This is a genomic window from Lentzea sp. NPDC020367, assembly GCF_044387305.1.
Lineage (GTDB): Bacteria > Actinomycetota > Actinomycetes > Mycobacteriales > Pseudonocardiaceae > Lentzea.
In genome coordinates, this window is the sequence record NZ_JBIRVV010000001.1 from 1,343,585 (window position 1) to 1,368,973 (window position 25,389).

Annotated in this window: 23 protein-coding genes; 14 read left to right on the forward strand and 9 right to left on the reverse strand. The window is 69.2% G+C overall.

Translation table 11 applies throughout. The features are described from left to right. Positions 1-446: 446 nt before the first annotated feature. Positions 447-986 carry a hypothetical protein gene (locus ACH413_RS06270; RefSeq protein ID WP_360036802.1) on the reverse strand — a complete coding sequence of 180 codons (540 nt, stop codon included), beginning with the start codon at positions 984-986 and terminating at the stop codon, positions 447-449. A gap of 18 nt (positions 987-1,004) precedes the next feature. Next, positions 1,005-4,871: an ATP-dependent RNA helicase HrpA gene (gene hrpA, locus ACH413_RS06275; protein ID WP_360036805.1), complete on the reverse strand. Its 3,867-nt coding sequence runs from the start codon at positions 4,869-4,871 to the stop codon at positions 1,005-1,007. Between the two features lie 76 nt (positions 4,872-4,947). On the opposite strand from hrpA, the gene ACH413_RS06280 reads away from it, so the two are divergent. From ACH413_RS06280 to ACH413_RS06290, 3 genes are all read left to right on the forward strand, one after another. Continuing rightward, entirely contained in the window at positions 4,948-5,523 is a 576-nt protein-coding gene (locus ACH413_RS06280; protein WP_360036808.1) for a DUF4240 domain-containing protein, read from the forward strand. 106 nt (positions 5,524-5,629) lie between these two features. Further along, positions 5,630-6,184, forward strand: coding sequence for a DUF4240 domain-containing protein (locus ACH413_RS06285; RefSeq protein ID WP_319980478.1), 555 nt, complete (start codon positions 5,630-5,632; stop codon positions 6,182-6,184). Continuing rightward, positions 6,184-6,522: a hypothetical protein gene (locus tag ACH413_RS06290; RefSeq protein ID WP_360036811.1), complete on the forward strand. Its 339-nt coding sequence runs from the start codon at positions 6,184-6,186 to the stop codon at positions 6,520-6,522. Before ACH413_RS06285 ends, ACH413_RS06290 begins: the two co-directional genes overlap by 1 nt. On the opposite strand, the gene add is transcribed toward ACH413_RS06290, so the two are convergent. Both add and ACH413_RS06300 read right to left on the reverse strand, forming a co-directional pair. After that, on the reverse strand, positions 6,438-7,466 hold the full coding sequence (gene add, locus ACH413_RS06295) for an adenosine deaminase (RefSeq protein WP_360036814.1): 1,029 nt from the start codon (positions 7,464-7,466) through the stop codon (positions 6,438-6,440). The two genes, ACH413_RS06290 and add, sit on opposite strands and share 85 nt — an antisense overlap. Positions 7,467-7,519: 53 nt before the next feature. Beyond that, positions 7,520-8,245, reverse strand: coding sequence for an alpha/beta hydrolase (locus tag ACH413_RS06300; protein WP_360036817.1), 726 nt, complete (start codon positions 8,243-8,245; stop codon positions 7,520-7,522). 220 nt (positions 8,246-8,465) lie between these two features. Here ACH413_RS06300 and ACH413_RS06305 point away from each other — a divergent pair, with 220 nt between their 5' ends. From ACH413_RS06305 to ACH413_RS06320, 4 genes are all read left to right on the forward strand, one after another. After that, complete coding sequence (locus ACH413_RS06305) at positions 8,466-8,837, forward strand: DUF4180 domain-containing protein (protein ID WP_360036820.1); 372 nt, start codon at positions 8,466-8,468, stop codon at positions 8,835-8,837. A gap of 79 nt (positions 8,838-8,916) precedes the next feature. Next, positions 8,917-9,963: a beta-eliminating lyase-related protein gene (locus ACH413_RS06310; RefSeq protein ID WP_360036823.1), complete on the forward strand. Its 1,047-nt coding sequence runs from the start codon at positions 8,917-8,919 to the stop codon at positions 9,961-9,963. Further along, entirely contained in the window at positions 9,960-11,078 is a 1,119-nt protein-coding gene (locus ACH413_RS06315) for a site-specific integrase (protein WP_360036826.1), read from the forward strand. Before ACH413_RS06310 ends, ACH413_RS06315 begins: the two co-directional genes overlap by 4 nt. A gap of 365 nt (positions 11,079-11,443) precedes the next feature. Next, on the forward strand, positions 11,444-12,961 hold the full coding sequence (locus ACH413_RS06320; RefSeq protein WP_360036830.1) for a M4 family metallopeptidase: 1,518 nt from the start codon (positions 11,444-11,446) through the stop codon (positions 12,959-12,961). 71 nt (positions 12,962-13,032) lie between these two features. On the opposite strand, the gene ACH413_RS06325 is transcribed toward ACH413_RS06320, so the two are convergent. Continuing rightward, positions 13,033-13,482 (reverse strand): nuclear transport factor 2 family protein, encoded by a 450-nt coding sequence (locus tag ACH413_RS06325; protein ID WP_360036832.1) that lies wholly within the window; start codon positions 13,480-13,482, stop codon positions 13,033-13,035. A gap of 63 nt (positions 13,483-13,545) precedes the next feature. Here ACH413_RS06325 and ACH413_RS06330 point away from each other — a divergent pair, with 63 nt between their 5' ends. Both ACH413_RS06330 and ACH413_RS06335 read left to right on the forward strand, forming a co-directional pair. Next, positions 13,546-13,974: a YciI family protein gene (locus ACH413_RS06330; protein WP_396424889.1), complete on the forward strand. Its 429-nt coding sequence runs from the start codon at positions 13,546-13,548 to the stop codon at positions 13,972-13,974. Continuing rightward, positions 13,971-15,149, forward strand: a complete 1,179-nt coding sequence (locus tag ACH413_RS06335; protein WP_360036838.1) for a sigma-70 family RNA polymerase sigma factor — start codon at positions 13,971-13,973, stop codon at positions 15,147-15,149. The genes ACH413_RS06330 and ACH413_RS06335 overlap by 4 nt, the downstream gene beginning before the upstream one ends. Here the strand turns inward: ACH413_RS06335 and ACH413_RS06340 are convergent. Genes ACH413_RS06340 through ACH413_RS06350 form a run of 3 tightly spaced genes read right to left on the reverse strand, consistent with a single transcriptional unit; the run spans position 15,121 to position 17,697 of the window. Further along, positions 15,121-15,813 (reverse strand): histidine phosphatase family protein, encoded by a 693-nt coding sequence (locus ACH413_RS06340; RefSeq protein ID WP_360036841.1) that lies wholly within the window; start codon positions 15,811-15,813, stop codon positions 15,121-15,123. The two genes, ACH413_RS06335 and ACH413_RS06340, sit on opposite strands and share 29 nt — an antisense overlap. A gap of 10 nt (positions 15,814-15,823) precedes the next feature. Further along, positions 15,824-16,651, reverse strand: a complete 828-nt coding sequence (locus ACH413_RS06345; protein ID WP_360036844.1) for an undecaprenyl-diphosphate phosphatase — start codon at positions 16,649-16,651, stop codon at positions 15,824-15,826. Beyond that, entirely contained in the window at positions 16,648-17,697 is a 1,050-nt protein-coding gene (locus ACH413_RS06350; RefSeq protein ID WP_360036847.1) for an LLM class F420-dependent oxidoreductase, read from the reverse strand. The genes ACH413_RS06345 and ACH413_RS06350 overlap by 4 nt, the downstream gene beginning before the upstream one ends. A 72-nt stretch (positions 17,698-17,769) precedes the next feature. Here ACH413_RS06350 and ACH413_RS06355 point away from each other — a divergent pair, with 72 nt between their 5' ends. The 3 genes from ACH413_RS06355 (at position 17,770) to ACH413_RS06365 (ending at position 19,804) form a co-directional block, all read left to right on the forward strand. Next, entirely contained in the window at positions 17,770-18,735 is a 966-nt protein-coding gene (locus ACH413_RS06355; RefSeq protein ID WP_360036850.1) for an aldo/keto reductase, read from the forward strand. Between the two features lie 203 nt (positions 18,736-18,938). Beyond that, positions 18,939-19,595: a hypothetical protein gene (locus ACH413_RS06360; protein ID WP_360036853.1), complete on the forward strand. Its 657-nt coding sequence runs from the start codon at positions 18,939-18,941 to the stop codon at positions 19,593-19,595. Beyond that, positions 19,592-19,804 carry a DUF5703 family protein gene (locus ACH413_RS06365; RefSeq protein ID WP_360036856.1) on the forward strand — a complete coding sequence of 71 codons (213 nt, stop codon included), beginning with the start codon at positions 19,592-19,594 and terminating at the stop codon, positions 19,802-19,804. Before ACH413_RS06360 ends, ACH413_RS06365 begins: the two co-directional genes overlap by 4 nt. Here the strand turns inward: ACH413_RS06365 and ACH413_RS06370 are convergent. Further along, entirely contained in the window at positions 19,797-20,729 is a 933-nt protein-coding gene (locus tag ACH413_RS06370) for an aldo/keto reductase (protein ID WP_360036859.1), read from the reverse strand. The two genes, ACH413_RS06365 and ACH413_RS06370, sit on opposite strands and share 8 nt — an antisense overlap. Before the next feature lie 69 nt (positions 20,730-20,798). Here ACH413_RS06370 and ACH413_RS06375 point away from each other — a divergent pair, with 69 nt between their 5' ends. Together ACH413_RS06375 and ACH413_RS06380 are read left to right on the forward strand one after the other, a co-directional pair. Next, complete coding sequence (locus tag ACH413_RS06375; RefSeq protein WP_360036862.1) at positions 20,799-21,521, forward strand: helix-turn-helix domain-containing protein; 723 nt, start codon at positions 20,799-20,801, stop codon at positions 21,519-21,521. A 46-nt stretch (positions 21,522-21,567) separates the two neighbouring features. After that, complete coding sequence (locus tag ACH413_RS06380) at positions 21,568-25,209, forward strand: helix-turn-helix domain-containing protein (protein WP_360036865.1); 3,642 nt, start codon at positions 21,568-21,570, stop codon at positions 25,207-25,209. Positions 25,210-25,389 lie beyond the last annotated feature (180 nt).

Here is a 25,389-nt window from a genome sequence, read left to right on the forward strand (position 1 = left end):
CCACCGGCCGTCCTCGCCCCGGCGAGCGACGTCGGTGGCGGTGCCGTGCACGTCGCCGATGGTCCAGTCGACGATGAGCAGCGCGATGCCGTCGTGTTCGTAGACGTGCCGCGGCTCGACGCCGATGGGCAGGCCGAGGTCGAGGAACCGCTGGTTGGCCGCGCGCCGGGCGGCGCCGGTGACGGTGTGGCCGGGTTCGGGGACGAACAGGCCGCCAGGTTCGTAGACGGCGTCGACGGCGGCCGCGTCGCGGGAGTTGAACGCGGCGGCGAAGTCGTGGGCGACACTGGCGGGGGTGGATGGACATGCCGACAGCGTCGCGTTCGCTTCTGTGGGTCACCAAACGGTGACCTGGGACCGGCCGGGTGGAGGTCGCGTTGGCGGCGATCAGCGGCCGGGTGTTGCTCAAGCCGTTGCTGGTCGAGCTGTACCGCACGGGTGAGGCGCTAGCGGGCGAGCTCACGCAGGACTGACTCCAGCGGCGCGAGGACGTTGCGGGAGATCTTGAGCTCGTCGGACACGAGCACCGTGTGCTTGTCGACGCGCCGCCAGAACTGGCCCTCGACGGGGATCTCGATCATGCGGAGGTTGAAGACGGGCTGGCGGCCGAGTTCGACGGTGAGCTGGTCGACGATCTCCCTGGGCAGCGTGTAGGAGACGGTCCTGGCGTGGTGGCGCAGCGCGCGCTGCTCGGGCGAGGACCAGTCAGGCCCCCACCGGGTGTAGTCGGCGCGCATCTGCTCGGGCACCCCGACCGGCGGGTGCCCTGGGCCGAGGGTGGTGAGCGACTGGGTCCACCACCGGTCCCACGCCGACCCGAAGGTCTCCGGCACGTACGCGTCGTGGTCGCGCGGTACCGGTGGGGTCAGGCGTGGGATCGCGTCGGCGGTGGGTGTGCTGATGCCGAGTGCGTCACGCACGTACAGGGCGAAGATCTCGCCGCCGCCGCTGGACACCTGCCAGGTGGAATCCCCGGGAAACTGCATGTTCCACGGTAGCGAGATCTACAAGGGCACGGCGTCGAGCGCTTTGTAGATGCGCTTGTCGCTGACGCTGTAGCGGGTCGGGATGGTCTGGGCGAAGTAGGACAGGCGCAGTTCCTCGATCATCCAGCGGATCTCGTCGAGTTCGGGCGCGGGTTCGTCGGCCGGGGTCTGCGCGCGCAGTTCCCGGTACTCGGCGTGGACCTGGTGGATCTTGTCGGTCCAGTCGAGGTCGCGGCGCGGGTTCTCGGGCAGCTTCTCGATGCGCCGCGCGATGCCCTTCAGATAACGGACGAGGTCGGGCAGCCGGTCGTAGCCGGTGTGGGTGACGAATCCCTTGTACACCAACGAGTTGAGGTGTGCGCGGATGTCGGCGGCCGAATCGGGGGCGCCCTTGAGGCCGCTGAGCGCGAGTTCGGCCTGGTGGGCGGCTTCGAGGACCTTGCGGACCTCCTGCACGACGACCCAGGTGGTGTCGTTGAGCGCGGCCTGGACCTTCTTCTGTTGCGCCGCAAAGGACTTGGCGTTCCAGGCCGGGTCGCCCATCAACCGGTCGACCGCCGCCATGATGCAGTCCGACAGCAACGCGGCGACGCTGCCGTGCGGGTTGCGGGTCAGGGCGAGCTTGGCGGCGTTGTCGAGGTGGCGCTGCAGGTGCTTGACCGGCGAGTTGACGCCGAGCAGCAGGAGTCTGCGCACGCCGCGGCGGTGGGCGTAGGCCTGGCGGCCCGGCGTGTCGAGGACCTTGATCGCGACGGTCTCGCCCTGGTCGAGCAGCGACGGGTAGGCGGTGACGGTGATGCCGGACTGCCGTTGCTCGATGGTCTGGGGCAGGGCGTCGAAGTCCCAGGTCGTCAGGCCGGTGCGTTCGAGGTGGCCGGCGGCCTGGCTGAGCGACTCGCGGACCTCGTCGCGCAGTTTCTCCTTCAGTGCCGCGATGTCCTTGCCTTCGGCGAGGGTGCGGTTGTGCTCGTCGACGACCTGGAAGGTGAGCTTGAGGTGGTCGGGGACCGAGTCGAACTGCCAGTCCTCGCGGTGCACCGTCACGCCCGTGAGCGCCCGCAGTTCCCGTTCCACGCCGTAGAGCAGTGACGTCTCCTCGGGCTTGATGCGGGCGAGGACGGCGGTGGCGACGTCGGGGACGGGCACGAAGTTGCGGCGGATCTGCTTGGGCAGCGACCGGATGAGCGCGACGACGAGGTCGTGGCGCAGGCCGGGGATCTGCCAGGAGAACGCGTCGTCGTCCAGCGTCGTGAGCGCCGGCAGCGGGAGCTGGACGGTGACGCCGTCGTTCTTGGTGCCCGGCTCGAAGTGGTAGCTCAGCGGCAGCGTGAGCTCGCCCTGGCGCCACTGGTCGGGGTAGGCGTCGGGGGTGACGTCGGCGCGGTCGTTGACCAGCATGTCCTTGGTGAAGGTCAGCTGGTTCTTGTCCTTCTGCTTCTTCCACCACGAGTCGAAGTGCCGCGCGGACACGACCTCGGGGGCGACGCGCTTGTCGTAGAACTCGTAGAGCGTCTCCTCGTCCACGACGATGTCGCGGCGACGCGCGCGGTTCTCCAGCTCGCCGACCTCTTCGAGCATGGCGCGGTTGGTGTGGAAGAACCGGTGGTGCGTGGTCCACTCCCCCTGCACCAGCGCGTGGCGGATGAACAGCTCACGGGACAGTTCGGGGTCGATGCGGCCGTAGCTGACCTTGCGGCCGACGACGATCGGCACCCCGTACAGCGTGACCTTCTCCATCGCGACGACGCTGCCGCGTTTGGTCTCCCAGTGCGGTTCGGAGTACTGGCGTTTGATCACGTGTTCGCCGAGGCGTTCGGCCCATTCGGGTTCGATCTTCGCGACGATGCGGCCCCACAGGCGGCTGGTCTCGACGAGTTCGGCGGCCATCACCCACTGCGGTGGTTTCTTGGCCAGCGCGGAGCCGGGGAAGATCGCGAACTTGGCGTTGCGGGCGCCGAGGAACTCCGTGAGCGGACGCCGTTTCTCGCCGGGTGCCTGCTTTTTGAGGATGTCCTTGACGCCGATGTGGCTGAGCAGTCCGGACAGCAGCGCGATGTGGATGTTGCGCGGGTCGCCGGGCTGGTCGTTGACGTGCATGCCGATCTGCTTGGCGACCTGGCGCAGCTGCAGGTAGATGTCCTGCCACTCGCGCACGCGCAGGTAGTTGAGGAACTCGGCCTTGCAGCGCTTGCGGAACTGGTTGCCGCTCAGTTCCTTCTGCTGCTGCTTGAGGTACTCCCACAGGTTGAGGAACGTGGTGAAGTCGGATTCCTTGTCGACGAACCTCGCGTGCTGCTGGGTGGCGGCTTCCTGCTGGTCGGCGGGACGTTCGCGCGGGTCCTGGATGGACAGTGCCGCGGCGATGATCATGACCTCTTTGAGGCAGCCGGTGGTGTCGGCCTCCAGCACCATGCGGCCCAGGCGCGGGTCGACGGGCAGGGCGGCGAGCTTGCGGCCGGTGGGGGTGAGCTTCTTCTCGGCGGCGTTGATGGCGCCGAGCTCTTGCAGCAGTCCGATGCCGTCGTTGATGTTGCGGGAGTCGGGCGGGTCGATGAACGGGAACGCGGCGACGTCGCCGAGGCCGATGTTGGTCATCTGCAGGATGACGCTGGCGAGGTTGGTGCGCAGGATCTCCGCGTCGGTGAACTCGGGGCGGGCCTCGAAGTCCTCCTCGGAGTACAGGCGGATGCAGATGCCTTCGCTGACGCGGCCGCAGCGGCCCTTGCGCTGGTTCGCGCTGGCTTGGCTGATGGGTTCGATCGGCAGGCGCTGGACCTTGAGGCGGTGGCTGTAGCGGGAGATGCGGGCGTTGCCGGGGTCGACGACGTACTTGATGCCGGGCACGGTGAGGCTGGTCTCGGCGACGTTGGTGGCGAGCACGACGCGGCGGCCGGTGTGGCGTTGGAACACGAGGTGCTGCTCGCCCACGCTCAGGCGCGCGTAGAGCGGGAGGATCTCGGTGTTGCGGAGGTCCTCGGCTTTGAGGGCTTCGGCGGTGTCGCGGATCTCGCGTTCGCCGGACAGGAACACCAGGACGTCGCCGGGGCCTTCGGCCTGCAGTTCGCGGACGGCGTTGATGATGCCCTGGGTCTGGTCGTCGTCCTCCTCCAGCGGCCGGTAGCGGGTCTCGACGGGGTAGGTGCGGCCGGAGACCTCGATGACCGGGGCGTTCTCGAAGTGCGCGCTGAAGCGCTGCGGGTCGATGGTCGCGGAGGTGATGACGACCTTGAGGTCGGGGCGCCGCGGCAGGAGCTGTTTGAGGTAGCCGAGCAGGAAGTCGACGTTGAGGCTGCGTTCGTGGGCCTCGTCGATGATGATCGTGTCGTAGCGGCTCAGCGACCTGTCGGTCTGGATCTCGGCGAGCAGGATGCCGTCGGTCATGAGCTTGACCAGGGTCTCGTCACCGGACTGGTCGGTGAAGCGGACCTTGTAGCCGATGGTGTCGCCGAGCTTGGTGCCGAGCTCCTCGGCGACGCGTTCGGCGACGGTGCGGGCGGCGATGCGGCGGGGCTGGGTGTGGCCGATCTGGCCGGTGATCCCGCGGCCCAGCTCCAGGCAGATCTTGGGCAGCTGGGTGGTCTTACCGGATCCGGTCTCGCCGGCGACGATCACGACCTGATGGTTCGCGATCAGCTCTTTGATCTCGTCCTTGTGCTGGCTGACCGGCAGTTCGGCGGGATAGGTGATCTTGGGAACGGACTCCCGGCGCAGCGCGACCTTGAGCGCGGCCTCGTCGATCTGGGCGGCGATCTCCTCGGTGATCTTGCGGCGCGCCAGCGGGTCTTTGACCTTGCGTGCGCCGTCGAGGCGCCTGGCGAGCCGGCGTTGATCACGCGGCATGAGCTCGGGCAGGCGTTTGTGCAGTTCAGCGTGCGGGGTGTCCATTTGGCGTCAAGGATAGTCAGGAGCATCGGGTTCGCTCGCGTCAATAACCGTCAGACCCCGCCGCTAGCCTCGCCGCATGGACTCCGAGGGCTTCTGGAAGCTCGTCGATCACGCCGTCGCCGCCACCGCTGACCTGGAACAACGGCGGGAGTGGCTGTCCGGGCGGCTCGCGTTGCTGCCGGCGGGTGAGATCGCCGACTTCGCGGTGCGCCTGGACGAGCAGCGCGGCCGGGTGGACACGTGGGCGCACTGGCAGGCGGCCACCCTGATCTCTTCCGGGCTGTGCGGGATGGACTCGTTCTTCTACTTCCAGGCGTGGCTGATCGGCCAGGGCCGCGAGGTCTTCTCGTCGGTGGCGGCGTCTCCGGACGCGCTGGCGGACATGCCCGCGGTGCGGCGGCTGGCGGCGTTGGGACCGGTGGACGAGTGGTCCGATGAGGACTGGCCCGAGTGGGAGGCGCTGTACCGGGTGCCGGACGCGGCGTACGAGGCGGTGCACGCCGGAGACCTGGACGAGCTGCTGGCCGCGCGGGGGCAGGCGCGGGCGTTCGACGTGTCGCCGGGCGGTGAGGATGTGGAGATGGAGGATCCGGCCGACATCGCGCGGCGGATTCCGCGGTTGTGGGCGTTGTTCGGGAAGGTGCCGCGATAACGCGTGCGAACCTCGGCGGCGCCCCGCCGCCGCTGCTCATGGCTTCTGAGCTGGGCGGATGTCGGGGCTTCAAAAATTGTCAGACCCCCTCGCTAGCGTTTCGGGCATGGACCTCAACGCGTTCTGGGGCCTGGTGGAGTCCTCCGCTGCGGGGGCGTCTGACCAGGACGATCGGCTGGAGCGGCTCACGGCCGCGCTGGCCGCGCTGCCTGCCGGCGAGGTGGTGGAGTTCGCGGTGCGCCTGGACGAGGTGCGTCGCCGGGTCGACACGTGGGCGCATTGGCACGCGGCGGACGTGATCTGCGGCGGGCTGTGTTCGGACGACGGGTTCTTCTACTTCCAGGCGTGGCTGGTGGGTCAGGGACGGGCGGTGTTCGAGGCGGTGGCCTCGTCACCGGACGCGCTGGCCGATCTGCCGCACGTGCGGTTGCTGGCGTCGCGGGGCGGCGTGCACGCGTGGGCGGATGAGGACTGGCCGGACTGGGAGGGTCTCGACTACGTGGCGGCCGAGGCGTTCGACGGTGATCTGGAGGCGGTGGTGGCCTCGCGTGGGCTGCTGGTGTCGCCGGATCCGGCTGGTGAGCAGTGGGATTTCGCTGATCCGGCGGAGATCTCCGCGCGGATTCCGCGGTTGGGCGCGTTGTTCGGGAAGGTGGCGTGATGGACGAGCCGGTCGATGTCCAGGTCGATGTGGCGGTGTGGCGGGCTCCTGGTCCGGCGTCCTTCCCGGAGGCCGCGGCCCGCTATGCGGAGTTGCGGTCCTCGCCGCTGGGCGCGTTCGAGCCCGCGGTGGCGGCGTTCGTGCGGGAGTTACGGCAGACCTCGCCGGATCCCGCTTCGGCGGTGTCGTGGGACGAGGCGCTGACGGTGGGGGTGGACGCGGTGATCGTGCACGTGGTGTGGCCGGGGCAGCGTCAGGTGCTGGACCTGGTGGCGTTGCTGGCGTCGAGGCACGGGCTGGTGTGTTTCGAGCCTGCCCGCCAGGTGGCGATGTCCTGACGCAACGCGGTCTTCGTCCCTTCGGGGGCGAAGGAGGCGTCGACGGCGTTGGTGGCGATGCGCGCGAGCAGGTCGTCGTCGAAGCCGAGGTGGTCGCGCAGCAGCCGGTACTCGTCGGTGAGCGTGGTGCCGGCGGAGGCGGGGATGTCGGTGCTGAGCGTGACGGTCAGGCCGGCGTCGATGAGGTGTGGCAGCGGATGAGAGGAGAGCGAGTCGACCAGTCCCAGTGCGACGTTGGACGACGGGCAGGCTTCGAGTGGGATGGCGCGGTCCCGTAGCAGCGCGACGACTTCCGGATCGTCGAGTGCGCGGAACCCGTGGCCGATCCGGTCGGCGAGCCCGACGGTGACGGCTTCGGCGACGCTCGGTGCCCCGCAGCACTCCCCGGCGTGGTGCACGAGCCCGATCCCTGCTTCTCGCGCGGCGCGGAACACGGCGGCGAACGGGGTGAGCGGGTGGTCCTCCGCTCCGGCCATCCCGATCGCGACGACCCGCGGGTGCGTGACCGCGAGACGAAGCGAGTCCTGAAACCGCGCTACCGACCGTTTTCTGGGGTGGTCCACGATCACACGGCACTCGATGCCGTGGGCGGCCTGTCCTGCGGCGAGCCCGGACAACACCGCTTCGAGCGGCATGTCCGGATCACCGAGTCGTTCTCCGTGCGCTGCCGCGGTGAACGTGACCTCGGCGTACCGGGTCCCCTGCGCTGCTTCCTCGGCGCAGAACTCGTACGCGATCCGGTGGAAGTCCCCGGCTCGCCGCAGGCAGTCCCGTACCGCCCCGTTGTGGGCGGCGAACTGCGCGAAGCCGTCGAACGATCCGGCCTGCACGGCGGGCACGTCGACGCCGTGGTGCTCGGCGAGTTCGGCGAGGGTGTCCGGGCGCACGGTGCTTTCCAGGTGCACGTGCAGGTGGGCCTTGGGCAATGTCGCGAGATCACGCATGTGGCGCGACGCTACCCAGGCCCGCCTGGGAGCGCCCGGGATTTTCGGGTGCGTCAGCCGGCGAGGAACGTCACCGCGGCGGCCAGTTCGTGCTCGGGGACCTCGCCGTGGCCTCCGGGGTTGGCGTGCAACGACTTCTGGCGGGTGGCGAAGGCGTCGAACATCGCGAGTCCGGCGTCGCGGGCGATGAGCTGGTCGTCCCACTGCAGCAGGAACCGCACGGGCACGGTGATCGCCGCGGCCGTGCGTGTCAGGGCTTCGGTCGCGCCGACCAGTCCGAACACGGCTGCGCGGATGCGGGGTTCGGCGGCGACGAGCGGGATGCCGATGGCGCTGCCCATCGACGTGCCCCAGAACCCGGTGGTGGCGCCGGTGCCGGGAAGAACGCCGGTGTCGGGCAGGGTGTCGAGGACGGATCGCCATTCCGGGATCGCGCGGGCGGCCAGCAGGGCGTTGTACTCGGCGAGGAGCGCGCCGGCGTCGCGTCCCGCGGTGATGCGGGAGCGGATCTCGGTGATGAACCGGTCGTCCTCGGCGGTGCGGGGCCTCTCGCCGTGGCCGGGCGAGTCGAGTGTGACGACGGCGAGTCCTGCGGCGGCGCACAGGTGTGCGCGGGCGATGGCGCCGGGGGCTCGCTTGTGCTGGCCGCCGCCGTGGGCGCCGAGCACGAGTCCGGCCGGCGTGCCGGGAGGGGTCCAGAGCACGCCGGGGACGCCGTCGAGGACGAAGTCGCGTTCAGTGGTTCCGTCGGAGGAGGTCGATTCGGTGGTGAAGCGCATGGCTGTTCGCCTTTCGGGACGGCTGCTGGAGCGCTCCCGTGGCGACGCGCGGACGGCGTCAGGCCGAGGCTGGGAGGGAACGCCCATCTGGGGTGACCGCGTTGATGGGACTCACCTCCTCGGGGTCGATCGCGTGCGGTGACCTTAGCAAGGGGTGATCAGCGGCCGCGCGGGAATTCGGCGCGACATCGGATGAGGGCCGCGACTAGGTTCCGGTGCCATGCCTGATGTTGTGCAGACGCGCCACGGCGCGACGGTGCTGATGTGCGCGCCGGACGGTCCCACGATCACCGACGAGCAGTCCGCTGTGGACTTGATCGGCACGTTGTGGGGGCAGGACGTGCAGTGGCTGGTGTTGCCGGTGGCGCGGTTGTCCGACGATTTCCTCGTGTTGCGCACACGGGTGGCGGGTGCGGTGGTGCAGAAGTTCCAGCAGTACGGGTTCAAGGTCGTGGTGGTCGGGGACATCGCCGAGCAGGTGGCGGCGAGCACGGCGTTGCGGGACTTCGTCTACGAGTCGAACCGGGGCCGTCAGCTGTGGTTCGTGGCGGACGAGGCCGAGCTGGACGCACGCCTGAGCGCGGCTGCCTGATCACAGCGCCGTGATCACCGCGGTCTGATCACGGCAAACGGGCCTGTTGCCAGTAAGTTGCAATAGGTATCGTCCGGTCATGGAGATCCGTCGTTCGCTGTCGCAGCACAGCGGTCCGCGCAAGTCGCCGTTCGAGCTGGTGCGTCGCCTGGCCGGGCACGTCACGGCGGACACGCGGCCGGAGGATCCGGTGCGGGAACTGGAGCACCGGGTCGCGGCGCTGCTGGGCAAGCCCCAGGCGTTGTTCTTCCCGTCGGGGACGATGGCGCAGCAGGTGGCGTTGCGGGTGCACGCGGAACGTACGGGCCGGCAGGCGTTCGCGGGTCATCCGCAGACCCACCTGCACGTGTGGGAGAACCAGGGCTACAACGCGCTGCACGGCCTGCGGTTCCACCCGGTGGGTGACCGCAACGAGCTGTTCGGTCTCGATGATCTGGCGGCGGTGCACGAACCGCTCGCGGCCGTGGTGTTCGAGCTGCCGCAACGCGACATCGGCGGTGTACTGCCCGCGTTCGGGGATCTGGCGGCGCAGACCAAGTGGGCGAGGCAGAGCGGTGCGGCCGCGCACTGCGACGGGGCTCGGCTGTGGGAGGCGCAGACCGGCTACGACGCCACGTTCGCGGAGATCTGCGCGTTGTTCGACACGGTGTACGTGTCGCTCTACAAAGGACTCGAAGGCGTGCGGGGTGCCGTCCTGGCCGGGGACACCGAGACGGTCGGGCAGGCGGCGGTGTGGCGGCGCCGGATGGGCGGGGCGATCGCGGACGCGTGGCCGCTGGCGGCGATCGCGTTGATGGGCATGGACACCAACCTGCCGAGGATGGCGGAGTTCCGCGACCACGCGCGGGCGCTGGCCGAGGCGATCAACGCCGACGGGTTCGCGCACACCACCCCGGACGTGCCCGCCACTCCCCTGTTCCACGTCCACCTGCCGATGTCGCGCCACGACGCGCAGCGGGCGGCGCAGAACCTGGCAGAGGAGACGGGGATCAAGCTGTTCCTGTACGCGCGGTCCAATCCGGATCCACGCCGGTGCAGCTTCGAGGTGAGCGTGGGGATCAGCGGGCTGGACTTCACGCCGCGCGAGGTCGCGGAGTTGATCAGAGGACTACCATCGCGGGTGTGAGCCTGCCCGAACCCGTCCAGCACGCGCTGGTCAGGGTCTCGCACTCGGTGCTGATCGACGCCGACGCGCTCGTGAGGGTGCGCGAACGGTTCGACGACGAGCAGGCGGCCTCGCTCAGCGGCTATCTGCGCAGCGCTCAATCCCCGAACACGGTGCGCGCCTACCGGTCGGACTGGATCGCCTGGGCCGGCTGGTGTCAGGCGGAGGGCCGTCAGGCGTTGCCCGCGGACCCGCTGGACGTGGCGGTGTACCTGGCGGTCGCGGCGGACACGGTGAAACCGGACGGGTCACCGGCGTTCGGCGCGTCGACGCTGGAACGCAAGTCGGCGGCGATCGCGGCCGTGCACGCGGCGAACGGACTGCCCAGTCCGACGCGCAGTGATGTCGTGCGGCTGACGTTGCGCGGTATCCGGCGCACCCGCAAGACCCAGCCGCGGCGCAAGCGGCCGGTGCTGCTCGACACGCTCGAAGCGCTGCTAGGCGAACGTCCGCAGGACGGCCCGGCGCGCGCGAGGGACGCGTTGCTGCTGTTGGTCGGGTTCGCGGGGGCGTTGCGGCGCAGTGAGCTGGCGCAGATCGAGTTCGAGGACGTCACGGTGGACGTGGATCCGCGCACGCACGAGCCGTTGCTGCTGATCCGGCTGGGGACGACGAAGACCGACCAGACGGGCAAGCACCAGCAGTCGGTGGTGCTGCCGCGCGGCAGCCGCCGGCCGACGTGCCCGGTGTGCGCGTTCGCGGACTGGGCCGACGTCCTGGACGGCCGCGAGATCTCCGAGACCGGGCTGCACCGCTGTCATGGCTACCAGGCCACCCGTCTGCAGGGCGCGGTGTTCCCGATCATCAACCGGCACGGCGGCATCGGCGCGAAGGCGATGTCGGGGCGTGCGGTGGCGGAGCTGGTGAAGCGGTACGCGGTGCGGGCGGGGCTGGATCCGGCGTTGTTCGGCGGGCATTCGCTGCGGGCGGGGTTCGCGACGCAGGCGGCGCTGGGCGGGGCGAGCGACCGCGAGATCATGCGGCAGGGCCGGTGGACGAATCCGCGCACGGTGCACCGCTACATCCGGACCGCGAACCCCCTCGAGGACAACGCCGTGACCCGCCTGGGCCTCTGATTCTGTGACCCAGCTCTCACTGTGCGTAGTTAACTGTAAACAAGATCCCCTCCGGTAGGGCTGCACCGAACAGAGCAGCGCGCTACTCCATCGGCACCGGCGTGCCCGGAAGTTTCCGTCGTGTTTCCACGCCGTTTGAGCTGCTCTTTTGTCCCGCCATTCGGACAAATCCCGGTGTCCTGACCAGCACCTCAGCTCAAATCGTGAAGCAATCTCGCACTTTGGGAGTGGCTGGTCGCATGCACTGAGAGCAATACGATCACCACGCCCGGTCATCGACGATGGTCGGGATGTTCCACGGTGATCGACCCGGCACCCCTGTAACGCCGGAGCGATCACTCCCTGCACCGGAACAAGGAGCGTTCATGAAGCGCAAAACCCTGGGCATCACCACCGCCCTGGTGGCCGGAGCGGCCCTGGCCGCCACGGGCACGCTGGGAGCCAACGCTGCACCGCAGCCGAGGAGCCTCACGCAACAGGAAGCTCTGCACGCCGCGGCCGAGCAGGCGGGGACGATCTCCTCCGCCCTCGGCCTGTCCGGCGGCGAGCAGCTCGTCCCCCGTGACGTCGTGCGCGATGCCGACGGCACGCACCACCTCCGCTTCGACCGCACTCTCAACGGTCTGAAGGTCATCGGCGGCGACCTCGTCGTCGCCCAGAAGTCCGGCCAGGTCACGGGCGTGACCAAGGCGTCGGAGGCCGCCCTCGCAGGCCTCGACACCTCCGCGCCCACCACGAACGCCGCCGGCACGCTGGTCGTGTTCGCCCTGGACCACGCCCCCGTGCTCGCGTGGGAGACGGTCACGCACAGCGTCAAGGAAGACCAGACGCCCAGCGAACTGCACACCTTCACCGACGCCAAGACCGGCCAGACGCTGCTGACCTACGACGGCGTGCACCACGCCGAGGGCACCGGCCAGTCCACCTACAACGGCACGGTCGCCCTCAACACCGCCCAGTCCGGCTCCACGTTCCAGCTCAAGGACCCGGCGCGAGGCAACCAGGCCGTCAACAACCTCAACAACGGCACGGGCACCGGCACCCTGTTCACCGACGCCGACAACAAGTGGGGCAACGGCACCTACACCGACAAGGCCACCGCGGGCGTCGACGCCGCGTTCGGCGCCGCGAAGACCTGGGACTACTACAAGAACGTCCACGGGCGCAGCGGCATCAAGAACAACGGCCAGGGCGCGCTGAGCAAGGTCCACTACGGCAACAACTACAGCAACGCGTTCTGGTCGGACTCGTGCTTCTGCATGACCTACGGCGACGGCGCCCAGAACCGCAACCCGCTGACCTCGATCGACGTCGCGGCCCACGAGATGTCGCACGGCGTCACCGCCTCGACCGCGGGCCTGGTGTACTCCGGTGAGTCCGGCGGCCTCAACGAGGCCACCAGCGACATCTTCGGCTCCACCACGGAGTTCTACGCCGCCAACACCACCGACGTCGGCGACTACCTGATCGGCGAGAAGATCAACATCCGGGGCGACGGCAAGCCGTTGCGCTACATGGACAAGCCCTCCAAGGACGGCAAGAGCCTCGACTACTGGTCCTCCACCGCCGGCAACGTCGACGTGCACTACTCCTCGGGCATCGCCAACCACTTCTTCTACCTGCTGTCCGAGGGCAGCGGCCAGAAGACCATCAACGGCGTCGCCTACGACTCCCCCACCACCGACGGCCAGTCCGTCACCGGCATCGGCCGCGACAAGGCCGAGAAGATCTGGTACCGCGCACTGACCACCAAGTTCACCTCCAGCACCAAGTACGCCGCCGCCCGCACGGGCACGCTCGCGGCCACCGCCGACCTCTACGGCGCCTCGTCGCCCGAGTACGCGGCGGTCAACCGGGCCTGGGCAGCGGTCAACGTCAAGTAGCAGACCACCCCGCAAGAAGCGCCGAGGTCCGGACCGACCCCTGCACGGTCCGGGCCTCGGCAAGGCCCGTCTCAGGGCTGCAGATCGGTCGCAGCCAGGAACGACCCGTCCATGTGGAACGGCACCGACTGGTGCTCGTGCGTCACCAGCCACCGCCCATCGCGGCGTCGCAACCCCACGGTCGTGCGCATCCACATCGAGAACCCCTCCGGATACCCGACCGGCACCGCCGCCATCCGCGCCAGCCCGTGCACGAACGCCACGTCACCGGCCACCGCGACCTGAAGATCCCGGTGCTCGATCGTGATCGGCCCGCTGAACCCGGCCATCCACCCCGCCAACGCCTCCGGATCACGAGCGTCCAACCCCGTGTTGCGCAACGGCGGCGCCAACGTGCACGTCACCGCGTCCTGCGCATACCGCGCCACGATCCGCGCGGGATCCCGCAGCCGCATCCCCTCCTCCTGCTCGGTGAACACCGCGAGAATCGCGACCTCGTCCTGCACCAGCGTGTGAGTCATCCCGAACTCCTCCGTCGAAAGTGGCTGACACACCGGTGTCGAGACACAGCCCACGGTCTCGACATGGCGGTGAGAAGATTTTTCCGCCAGCCAGCCACGAGCCGGGAGGCCGCGCACGTGAAGTACCTGATCCTGATCTACAGCAACCCCAAGTCCCGGGCCGCGTGGGACAAGCTCACCGAAGAGCAGCAGATGAAGTTCGGCCAGGACCACTACGACCTGTCCGACAAACTCCGCGCCTCCGGCGAGCTCATCGTCAGCGAAGGCCTCCCCGGACCGGAGACCGGCAAGGGCGTCAGCATCCGAAACGGCGAGGTCGTCGTCACCGACGGACCCTTCGCCGAGGCCAAGGAGTACCTCGCCGGCTTCTACCTCGTCGAAGCGGACGACATCGACCAGGTCATCGCCCACGCCGCCACCCTGCCCGACGCCCACAACGACGGCATCGAGGTCCGGCCCGTCTGGGACGTCTCGATGCTGGACGGCATGTGAACCGTGAGGTGGAGGGCCTGCTGCGGGAACTCGCGCCGCAGGTCCTCGGCGTCCTCGTCCGCCGCCACGGCCAGTTCGACGTCTGCGAGGACGCCGTGCAGGAAGCCCTGCTCGGCGCCGCCCAGCAGTGGCCGGCCGACGGCATCCCCGACAACCCCAAGGGCTGGCTCATCACCGCCGCCTCCAGGCGGTGGATCGAGCAGTACCGCTCCGACACCGCACGCCGTCAGCGCGAGGACAAGGTCGTCGCCCTCACGCCCGCACCGCCCGATCCGGTGCCCGCCCAGGACGACACGCTCACGATCCTCGCGCTGTGCTGCCACGAGTCACTCACCACGGCATCGCAGATCGCCCTGACACTGCGGGCGGTCGGTGGTCTCACGACGGCGGAGATCGCGCGCGCGTTCCTCGTGCCGGAGGCGACGGTCGCGCAACGCATCAGCCGCGCCAAGCAGAAGATCAAGCAGTCGGGAGCGAAGTTCCGGCCGCCGCAGGACCTCACGGCCGTCCTGCACGTGCTGTACCTGATCTTCACCGAAGGCTCCACGGCCAGCTCCGGCGACAGCCTCGTCCGCGTCGACCTCACCGCCGAAGCCATCCGGCTGACCAGGCAACTGCACCGCAGAAGGCCCGACGACGGCGAGCTCACCGGCCTGCTCGCGCTGATGCTGCTCACCGACGCACGCCGCCCCGCCCGCACCAACGCCCACGGCACGCTGATCCCACTCGCGGAACAGGACCGCTCCCAGTGGGACACCGCAGCCATCGCGGAAGGCGCCGACCTGATCAGCACGGCGCTCAGGACCGCGCAGATCGGCCCCTATCAGCTGCAGGCGGCCATCGCCGCCGTCCACGCCGACGCCAAGACCGCCGACGACACCGACTGGCACGAGATCCTCGGGTTGTACGACCTGCTCACCGTCACCGCACCCGGCCCGATGGTCTCACTCAACCGCGTCGTCGCCGTCGCCATGGTCCACGGCCCCCAGCAGGCACTCGACGAACTGTCCACACTGGACCTCGACCACTACCGCGTCCACGCCGTCCGAGCACATCTCCTCGACCTGCGGGGAGAACACGACGAGGCCCGGCAGGAGTACGAGAAGGCCGCCAAACTCACCCTGAGCGCACCAGAACAGCGCTACCTCAGGTCCCGGTCGCGCCGCCCACGGTAGCGTCCGACGACGGCTCCTCCTGCGGCGGCGCCACGGGCACCACACCCTTCAGATCGCCACCGTTGTCGTTGGTCCGCAACACGAACGGCCGCGTCGTCGTGTACTGCACCACCGAGATCGAACACGGATCCACCACGATCCGCTGGAACCCGTCCAGGTGCACACCCAACGCGTCCGCGAGAATCGACTTGATCACATCACCGTGCGAGCACAACACCCACACAGCGCCAGGACCGTGCTCCTCGGTGATCCGCGCATCATGCGCACGCACAGCCGCGACAGCGCGAGCCTGAACGTGCGCGAGCCCCTCACCCTCGGGGAACACCGCGGCAGACGGATGCTGCTGCACCACCGCCCACAACGGCTCGTTCAGCAGATCCTTCAACGCCTTACCGGTCCACGCCCCGTAATCCACTTCGGACAGATCCGGCTCCGCGACTGCCTCCAGAGCACGGTCCGCCAGCAACGGGGCCAGCGTCTCCTCACACCGCTGCAGAGGAGACGACACCACCGCGCTCACCGGAACGTCCTTCAACCGGCCGACCAACGCCGCGGCCTGAGCCTGCCCGCGCTCGTCCAAACCCACGCCCAGGGAACGCCCGGCGAGCACACCGGAACCGTTGGCGGTCGAACGAGCATGTCGAAGCAGGATCACCGTGGCCACGGCACCCACCTTAGATCGGCTGCAGCAACCCCATCGACAGCAGCCCCATCAGCACGAGCCCCAGCATCAACCGGTACCAGACGAAAGCCGAGTACGAATGCTTCGACACGTACTTCAACAACCACGCGATCGTCGCGTACCCCACCACGAACGCGATCAGCGTCGCCACGATCATCTGCGGCACCGACGCCTGCGCACCCTCACCCGAACGCTCCAGAACGTCCGGAATGGAGAACAACCCCGCCCCGAACACCGCCGGAATCGCCAGCAGGAACGAGTACCGCGCCGCCGCCTCCCGAGTCAGCCCCAGGAACAACCCGGCCGTCAACGTGCCGCCCGAACGAGAAACGCCCGGGATGAGCGCCAGCGCCTGCGCCAGACCCATCCCGATCGCGTCCTTCATCCGCAGCTCGTCCCGCTGCTGCTTGGCCATGTGGTCCGCCAGACCCAGCAGCAGACCGAACACCACCAGCATCGTCGCCGTGATCCACAGGTTCCGCGCCGACGTCCGGATCTCGTCCTTGAGCAGGTAACCGAGAACAGAGATCGGCACGGAACCGATGATCACGTACCAGGCGAGCCGGTAGTCCTTCTCCTTGCGCGCCTCCGCGCTGAAGAGGCCGCGGAACCAGGCGCTGATGAAGCGCCCGATGTCCTTGGCGAAGTAGATCAGCACCGCCACCTCGGTACCCAACTGGATCACCGCGGTGAACGAAGCGCCCGCGTCGTTGCCGAAGAACAGCGTCGACGTGATGCGCAGGTGCGCACTGCTGGAAATCGGCAGGAATTCCGTCAGTCCTTGGACCAGTCCGAGGACCAGAGCCTGCAACCAGCTCAACTACCCACTCCTGCCAGATCCAAAGCCTCGGCCGCGGTCCGAAGACCCGCGATCCCCTGCTCCAGATCTTGCAGCATCGGCGAAACGGACAGCGTGGTGACCCCCGCGGCAGCGAGCGCCTTCATCTTGTCTGCTATGCGCTCCTTCGGGCCCAGCAACGACGTCGCGTCCAGGAACTCCAGCGGAATCGCCGCCATCGCACCCGCGTAGTCACGAGCCAGGTACTTCTCCTGGATCTCCTCGGCCTGAGCCGGGAAACCCATGCGCACCATCAAGTTGTTGTAGAAGTTCTGCTTGCGCGAACCCATGCCGCCCACGTACAGCGCCGTGTACGCGCGAACCGGGTCAGCACACGCCTTCCAGTCCTCACCGACGATCAGGGGGACGGTCGGAACGACGTCGAAGCCCTCCATCGTCAGACCGGCCTTCTCCCGGCCCGCCTTCACGCTGGCCAGCGACTCCGCCGAGTACTCCGGCGAGAAGAAGATCGCCAACCAGCCGTCCGCGATCTCCCCCGTCAGTTCCAGGTTCTTCGGGCCCACAGCGGCGAGGTAGATGGGGATCTGCTCCCGTACCGGGTGGACGGTGAGCTGCAACGCCTTACCAGGACCATCAGGAAGCGGCAGCGTGTAGTGCTCACCCTCGTAGCGCAGCTTCTCGCGAGACAGCGCCTTCTTCACGATCTCCACGTACTCACGCGTGCGCGCCAACGGCTTGTCGAACCGCACACCGTGCCAACCCTCCGACACCTGCGGACCCGACACACCAAGACCCATCCGGAACCGCCCACCGGACAACGTGTCCAAAGTGGCCCCGGTCATCGCGGCCATCGCCGGCGTCCGCGCCGGAATCTGGAAGATCGCGCTACCGACGTCGATGCGTTCGGTCTGCGCGGCCACCCACGCGAGCACCGTCGGCGCGTCGGAGCCGTAGGCCTCCGCGGCCCACACCACCGAAAAACCGAGTCGGTCGGCCTCTTTGGCCAGCTCAAGGTTCGCGGCGTCGTTGCCGGCGCCCCAGTATCCGAGGTTCAGTCCGAGCTTCACACGGCGAGACCCTACCGGTCAGTAACACCGATTGCCAGGCTCAGCCGATGATCACCCCTTAGCATCGCGCACGTGGAACAGCGATACCTCGGCCGCAGCGGCCTCCGCGTGTCCAGGACGGCACTGGGCACGATGACGTGGGGACGCGACACCGACGCGGACGAGGCCGCCACCCAGCTCATGGCCTTCGCCGACGCCGGCGGCACCCTCATCGACACCGCCGACGTCTACTCGGAAGGCGAAGCAGAACGCCTCCTCGGCACCCTCCTCGACGAAGTCGTCCCCCGCGACGAACTCGTCCTCGCCACCAAAGCCGTCGCCCGCCGCACCGAAGGCCCCTTCGGCGGAGGCGCCTCCCGCGGCGCACTCCTGTCCGCCCTCGACGGCTCCCTGCGCCGCATCGGCGTCGACCACATCGACCTCTGGCAACTCCACGCCTGGGACGCCGGCGTCCCCATCGAGGAATCACTCTCCGCCCTCGACCACGCCATCACCTCCGGCAAAGTCCGCTACGCCGGCATCTCCAACTACAGCGGCTGGCAACTCGCCACCGCCGCCCTCACCCCCACCACGTACCCGCTGATCTCCACCCAGGTCGAGTACTCCCTGCTCGAACGCGGCATCGAACGCGAAGTCGCCCCCGCCGCCCGCCACCACGGACTCGGCCTCCTGCCCTGGGCACCCCTCGGACGTGGCGTGCTCACCGGCAAGTACCGCAACGGCACCCCACCCGACTCCCGCGGCGCGTCCGCGCACTTCGCCGGCTACGTCGAGCAGCACCGCAACGAACGCGCCGCCCGGATCGTGCAGGCCGTCTCCACCGCCGCGGAAGGCCTCGGCACCTCCGCGCTGTGCGTCGCCCTGGCCTGGGTCCGCGACCGGCCCGGCGTGATCGCCCCGGTGGTCGGCGCCCGTGACACGAACCAGCTCATCGCCTCGCTCGAAGCCGAGGAGCTCACCCTGCCGCCCGCGATCAGGGCCGCTCTGGACGACGTCAGCGCCATCGAACTCGGCTACCCCGAACGCCCCATGCCCTGACGCCCCTCTTTCGTTGCGTGTTTGTGGTTCCGAGTGAATCTGGAGCTGGACAACTCGGAGTGTTTAATTTCGGTCTACACTGAAGTAATAGAGATAACTACCAGGCGAAGCGGCCGAACGGGGTTTCACCCCACCCCTTGCGTGACCTATGACCGCCCGTCAGGGATGCTGGAGAGGACGACTTCCGCGAAGGGAACCCGATCTTGCGCCGGCTCGCTGCTCTGCTCCTGACCACCGCGACGCTGGCAGCGTGCGGCCAGAGCGAAGGGTCACAGGATCCCCTGCAGGTCGCGGAGACCCTTGAAGCCGCCAAGCCGGCCCACTCCCCCGCCCAGAACGCCACCCCACCCGGCGAGATCACGCCCGGTGGCACGTTCACCGAGACCGGCACCACGCTGAAGTTCCAGGTCAACGGCCGTGACGTCGAACTCGACCGGCTGCGCAGCGCCGTCTTCGAGATGACCAAGGACGACAAGGGCGCCGAGACCAGGGGCGCGGGCCTGCGAGCGGGCGACGGCGCCACCAACGGCGTCCCCGACCGCTTCGGCCGGCTGCTCGTGGTCGACACCCGCGGCGGGGAGTTCATCGCGTTCTCGATCAACCCGCTGATCATGCGCCAGCGCTACCCCATGCCCGGCACCCCGTACGGCATCGCCTACGACGGCAAGCGCGACATCGCGTGGATCACGCTCACCGACCGCAACGAGGTCGTCGGGCTCAACGTCGCCGCGGGAGAACCAGCCGAGAAGTACCGGTTCCCCACCGTGCGTCAACCCAACACCGTCAGCGTCGACCAGGAATCCGGACGCGTCACCGTGACGTCCGGCGACAACGGAGGGATACAGGTGATCGCACCATGAACGAAGGGGTGATCGACGGAGACTGGGAATACCGGCCGCTGCGTCTGCCGCCCGGCATCTCCCGCCGAACCGCGACCACGCAGCTGGCCATCCAGGCCGAGTTCGCCGGCTGGGAACTGTCCCGCACGCTGCTCTACAGCGACGGCTCCCGCAAGATGTGGCTGCGCCGCAAGCGCCAGCCCGCGTTGCTGCCAGACCTCATCACCTGACGACAACGGCGGAGCCGAACGCACCCGCCTCGCACTCCGCGATGAAGTCCGCCGGAAAGCCCCGCTCGAACGGGGCCGACGCCTCCAGGCGCGCGACCGCTTCCGGCGGCAGCACCACCTCGCCCAGGCAGTCCAGCACCTGCTCCGGAGTCCGCGCGCCCACCAGCGGCAGCGCCCCGGACGCACGCACCCACGCCAGCGCCACCTGAGCAGGCGTCGCACCCAACTCCTCCGCCACGGACCGCACCGCCTGCGCCGCCCGCTCCTCCGGCCCGGTCAACACGGCGGAGCGCCGCGTGCCCCCGGACAGCTTCCCCGCCGCCAACGGCGCCCACGCCGCCACGCTCAGCCCCAGCTCCGAGGCCATGGGCAGCAACTCACGCTCCACATCGCGCTTCAGCAGGTTGTACGGCACCTGCAACCCCGAGAACGCCGTCCAGTCCCGCCACTCCGCCAGCGTGTTCGCCCGCGCCACGAACCACGCCGGCGCGTCCGACACCCCGACGTAGAGCACCTTCCCCGCCCGCACCACGTCGTCCAGCGCCCGCATCGTCTCCTCGACCGGCGTGTGCCGATCCCACAGATGCACCCACAGCACGTCCACGTAGTCCGTCCGCAACCGCCGCAACGACTGCTCCAGCGACAGCACCAGGTTCTTGCGGTGGTTGCCGCCCGCGTTCGGATCCCCCGCGTCACGCGACAACGTGTACTTCGTCGCCACCACGAACCGGTCGCGCCGCCCCAGCACCGCGCCCAGGACCTCCTCGCTCTCCCCGTACGCCGAAGCGGTGTCGAGGAAGTTGCCGCCGGCGTCGGCGTAGACGTCGATCACCCGCCGCGCCACGTCCTCGGGCCGCAACGTCATCGTGCCCAGCAACAACTCCGAGACGCGCAGACCGGTCCGGCCGAACAGTCGATATCGCATGATCCACAGCATCACCGCGGACGACGAACGCAGGGAGACCGGCTCAGGGCCCCTCTAAGCTCAGCCGTCATGGCCGACAACGCACTGGGCCGCTTCCTGCGCGCCCGCCGCGAAGCCACCACACCCCCGAACACCGACCGCCGCCGCACCCCGGGACTGCGCCGCGGCGAACTCGCCGACCGCGCCCGCATCAGCGTCGAGTACCTCACCCGCCTCGAACGCGGCACCGACCGCTCCCCCTCCGGCCAGGTCCTGGCCGCCCTCGCCGACGCACTGGCCATGACCGCCGACGAGCGCGTCCACCTGTACCGCCTGATCAAGGCGGACACGACCTGCTGCCCTCCCCCGCCACCGCAGCTGCGCCCCACCGTGAAAGCCACCCTGGATGCCCTCGGACCCACCGCGGCCGCCGTCCTCTCCCCCGCCGGCGACGTCCTCGCGAGCACCGCACGGTTCGGTGAGATCTCCGGCCTGGGCGACGAGCAGAACCTCGTCCGCTTCGCCTTCAGCACCGAAGCCAAGGCCCACTACCCCGACTGGGACCAGGTAGCGAACGACCGGGCAGCCGCCCTGCGCGCCGCCGCAGACCTGGGCGACCACCAAGCGGCCGCACTCGCGTTCGAGCTCTCCATCACCTCCGGCGCCGCCTTCACCGACCGCTACGACGCCGCGTCGTCCCTACCGCCCACCACCGGCACCGAACGCTGGGGCCCTCACCTCCTGGTGTTCGAGACGCTGTACCTGGCGGGCGAAGGCGAACACCGGTTGATGATCTACTTCAGTCAACACTGAAGCAATAGAGTAAAACAAGAAGTACGCAGATGAAACAATCACCGTCATGCCCCGCCCGGAGAAACCGCTCGACCCGTTCGCCGGGCCCGTCGAACAGTTCGCCTTCGACCTGCGCAGGCTCCGCGAGAAGGCCGGCTCCCCCGGCTACCGCGAACTCGGCAAGCTCAGCCACTACTCCGCCAGCACCCTCGCCGACGCCGCCCGCGGCCAGCGGCTGCCGAGCCTCGCCGTGGCGCTCGCGTTCGTCCGGGCCTGCGGTGGTGACGAGGAGACCTGGGAACGGCGCTGGCGCGAGATCGGCGAGACCGAGCAGCCCTCCCCCGCGGCCGACTCCCCCTACGTCGGCCTCAAGGCGTTCACCGAGCACGACGCCGACCGCTTCTTCGGGCGGGAGCGGCTCGTCGGCAAGCTGCTCACCAAACTCGACCAGCACGCCACCGTGCTGGTCATCGGCGCGTCAGGCTCCGGCAAGTCGTCGCTGCTCAGGGCCGGTCTGCTGGCCAGCAAACCCGGCGAGCTGATCACGCCGAGCACCTCGGAGACGATCCCGGAGACAGCGGGCCTGCTGGTCGTCGACCAGTTCGAGGAGATCTTCGCGCTCCCCCACCGCGACGAGTTCATCGCGGCGCTCACCGCACGCGACGGCCAGACCGTCATCGGCCTGCGCGCCGACTTCTACGGCCACTGCGCCCGGCACCCCGCCCTCCTCGACGCCGTCGAGGAGGCCCAGGTCCTGGTGGGTCCGATGAGCACCGACGAGCTGCGCAAGGCCATCACCCAGCCCGCCGTCGAGGTCGGCTGCGCGCTCGAGACCGGACTCGTCGCCCGCCTCATCGCCGACGCCACCGGCGAACCGGGAGTCCTGCCCCACGTCAGCCACGCGCTGCTCGAGACGTGGCAACGCAAGCGCGGCAACACCCTCACGCTCACCAGCTACCACGAGAGCGGCGGCATCGCCCGCGCGATCGCCAACACCGCCGAGAACGCCTACACCGGACTCGACGAACGGCAGCAAGCCCAGGCGCGCCAGGTGTTCCTGCGCCTGATCACCCCCGGCGAAGGCACCGAGGACACCAAACGCCACGTCAAACGGTCCGAGCTCGGCGCGGACGACGTCGTCGAGCACCTCGCGAAAGCGCGCATCCTCACCGTCCACGACGACAGCGCCGAGATCAGCCACGAAGCCGTCATCCGCAGCTGGCCCCGCCTGCGCGACTGGATCGCCGAAGCACGCGACGACCTGCGCGTGCACCGCCGGCTCACCGCCGCGGCCGCCGACTGGGAGGCTCACGGCCGCGACCCCGGCTCCCTCTACCGGGGCGCGCCGCTCACCCAGGCCACGGAGTGGGTGCAGCGCGAACCCGGCGCTCTCAACGCCGACGAGCAGGCGTTCCTCGACGCCAGCAAAGCCGCGGTCGAACACGGCCTCGCCACCGAGAAGCGCCGCACCACCAACCTCCGCCGAGTCGTCGCACTGCTCGCCGTGCTGCTGCTCGTAGCCACCACCGCGTCCGTGTTCGCCGTACGAGCCCAGCGCCAGACCACGGAACAACGCACCATCGCGCTCGCCCAGAAGGCCATCGCCGAGGCGAACAGCCTGCAGGACCGCGACCCCAGCCTCGCGAGCCAGTTGCGCCTGGCCGCCTACCGCCTCACCGGGCTGCCCGCGGCCCGCGACGCCCTGCTCAGCACCTTCGCCGCACCCCAGGTCACCGTCGTGCGAGGGCACCAGGAGACGGCGTCGTTCGCCGTGTTCAGCCCGGACGGCAAGCTCCTCGCCACCGCGGCCGACGACCGGACGATGATCGTCTGGGACTTCACCGACCCCTTCCACCCCAGCGAGCTCGGGCGCGTGCACGCCGGCGGCAACGCCACCCACGGCATGGCGTTCAGCCCGGACAGCAGGACGATCGCCGCCGCGGGCTGGGACGGCCTGATCCGCCTGTTCGACGTCACCGACCCGCGCAGACCCGTCGAGAAGGCCCGTGTCTCCGGACACGAGGGCCAGGTGCAGGCAGTCCAGTTCACCCCGGACGGCCGCTCGCTCGTCAGCGGCGGCCAGGACAAGACCATCAGGATCTGGGACATCTCCGGCCCCGCCACGCTCGTGCGCACCATCCAGGCCCACAACGGGAACGTGCACGGGATCTCACTGAACCGTGATGGGACCACCATCGCCTCGGCGTCGTGGGACGGCACGGTCAAGCTCTGGGAGCTGTCGACCGGCACCCCGCTGTCCGTCATCGACGCCACCCCCGGCGAGTACGCGGTCGACGGCGTCTCCTTCTCCCCCGACGGCCGGACGATCGCCACCGGTACCGACAACGGCGACGTGCGCCTGTGGGACGTCACCGACCAGCGCGCTCCCGCGTTGCTCAGCATCGCGAGCGGCCACTCCTTCTCGGTCCACGCGGTCGCGTTCTCCCCCGACGGCAGGTTCCTCGCCAGCGGCGGCGGCGACAAGACGATGCGGCTGTGGAACGTCACCGACCCCCGCGACGTCCGGATCGCCTCGGTCCTGGGCGGGCACACGGACGCCCTGGGGTCGGTGACCTTCAGCTCCGACTCGCGCAGGATGGTCACCGCCACCACGGACGCCGAGGTCAGGGTGCTCGACCTGGCCAACCTGACCTACCCGCGGCACAAGCACACCGTGTGGAAGCTCGACTACGACAAGCAGGGACGGTACTTCGCGACCGTCGCCGAGGACGGCGCCATCAAGCTGTGGCGGCCGGACGACCGGCACGCCGAGGAGATCTCCACGCTGCCCGTGTTCGCCCCCGACGACGAGACGATGACGCTCGACATCAGTCCCACCGGCAACGTCCTGTTCTCGTCGTCCACGACCACCGCGGCCCTGTGGGACGTCGGCGACCCGGCCAAGCCGCGCCTGCTGACCAAGGCGATCACCTCGAACGTCCCGATCGTCGGCGCCACGTTCAGCCACGACGGCAAGATGCTCGTCGCCGCCGAGGACGACGGCGTGATCGGGCTCTGGAACGTCTCCGACCCGGCAGCGCCGGTCAAGATGGGCGGATTCAGCGTTCCCAAGACCGACACCGTCTGGCAGGTCGAGCTCTCCGAGGACGACCGCACGCTGGTGATCGCGAGCGGCAGCCGGGAGCTCCAGCTCTGGGACGTCAGCGATCCCGCGAAGCCGCGGGCGTACCCGGCGCTCAAGACCGACGACAACCCCGACCCCATCCGCCGCGGCGGGCAGGCGGGCCGCGACGAGGTGTTCACCGTCGTGATCCACGGCGACGTCATGGTGTTCGCGAACCAGGGCGCGAGCGGCGCGCTGTACGACATCAGCGATCCCGCACAGCCGCGCAAGCTCGCGTCCCTGCCCAACGACGGCGGCCCGTTGCAGCGCCTGGCCGTCTCCCCTGACGGCACCCTCGTCGCGGCCGGCACGACCGATGACGTCGTCCGCGTGTGGGACGTGAGCGATCCCCGGAACCCCCAGGTCCGGGCAGTGCTGCACGGTCACACCGAACGGGTGTGGGGCGTGGCCTTCGCGCCGGACAACCGGACGCTCGCGACGGGAGGCGCGGACCGCACCGTCCGCGTCTGGGACCTCGACGTCGAGGCGACCGCGACCCGCGTGTGCACCACTACGACGGCGCACCTGTCCAGTCGGCACTGGGAGCACTACTTCCCCGGCGTGGAGCCGAGGCCTCTCTGCTGAACACCACCACTCACCTTTCCTCTCGACCGTATTTGTAGTGCGAAAACGTTGTGTGGTGTCGATGCGTCCGAGCCTTACAACAACGTTTGAGCAACTACGGCGACCAACGGCGGGAAGGTGAGTCTTCAGTCAACACTGAAGCAATAAAATCCACCGAACTGGTTGTAGATGTGATCAGAT

What these genes read in the sequence shown, in the direction of transcription:
- ACH413_RS06270 (WP_360036802.1), bottom strand. Translation starts at nt 986, where the DNA reads ATGCAGTTTCCCGGGGATTCCACCTGGCAGGTGTCCAGCGGCGGCGGC.
- hrpA (WP_360036805.1), bottom strand. Translation starts at nt 4,871, where the DNA reads ATGGACACCCCGCACGCTGAACTGCACAAACGCCTGCCCGAGCTCATG.
- ACH413_RS06280 (WP_360036808.1), top strand. Translation starts at nt 4,948, where the DNA reads ATGGACTCCGAGGGCTTCTGGAAGCTCGTCGATCACGCCGTCGCCGCC.
- ACH413_RS06285 (WP_319980478.1), top strand. Translation starts at nt 5,630, where the DNA reads ATGGACCTCAACGCGTTCTGGGGCCTGGTGGAGTCCTCCGCTGCGGGG.
- ACH413_RS06290 (WP_360036811.1), top strand. Translation starts at nt 6,184, where the DNA reads ATGGACGAGCCGGTCGATGTCCAGGTCGATGTGGCGGTGTGGCGGGCT.
- add (WP_360036814.1), bottom strand. Translation starts at nt 7,466, where the DNA reads ATGCGTGATCTCGCGACATTGCCCAAGGCCCACCTGCACGTGCACCTG.
- ACH413_RS06300 (WP_360036817.1), bottom strand. Translation starts at nt 8,245, where the DNA reads ATGCGCTTCACCACCGAATCGACCTCCTCCGACGGAACCACTGAACGC.
- ACH413_RS06305 (WP_360036820.1), top strand. Translation starts at nt 8,466, where the DNA reads ATGCCTGATGTTGTGCAGACGCGCCACGGCGCGACGGTGCTGATGTGC.
- ACH413_RS06310 (WP_360036823.1), top strand. Translation starts at nt 8,917, where the DNA reads ATGGAGATCCGTCGTTCGCTGTCGCAGCACAGCGGTCCGCGCAAGTCG.
- ACH413_RS06320 (WP_360036830.1), top strand. Translation starts at nt 11,444, where the DNA reads ATGAAGCGCAAAACCCTGGGCATCACCACCGCCCTGGTGGCCGGAGCG.
- ACH413_RS06325 (WP_360036832.1), bottom strand. Translation starts at nt 13,482, where the DNA reads ATGACTCACACGCTGGTGCAGGACGAGGTCGCGATTCTCGCGGTGTTC.
- ACH413_RS06330 (WP_396424889.1), top strand. Translation starts at nt 13,546, where the DNA reads ATGGCGGTGAGAAGATTTTTCCGCCAGCCAGCCACGAGCCGGGAGGCC.
- ACH413_RS06365 (WP_360036856.1), top strand. Translation starts at nt 19,592, where the DNA reads ATGAACGAAGGGGTGATCGACGGAGACTGGGAATACCGGCCGCTGCGT.
- ACH413_RS06370 (WP_360036859.1), bottom strand. Translation starts at nt 20,729, where the DNA reads ATGCGATATCGACTGTTCGGCCGGACCGGTCTGCGCGTCTCGGAGTTG.
- ACH413_RS06375 (WP_360036862.1), top strand. Translation starts at nt 20,799, where the DNA reads ATGGCCGACAACGCACTGGGCCGCTTCCTGCGCGCCCGCCGCGAAGCC.
- ACH413_RS06380 (WP_360036865.1), top strand. Translation starts at nt 21,568, where the DNA reads ATGCCCCGCCCGGAGAAACCGCTCGACCCGTTCGCCGGGCCCGTCGAA.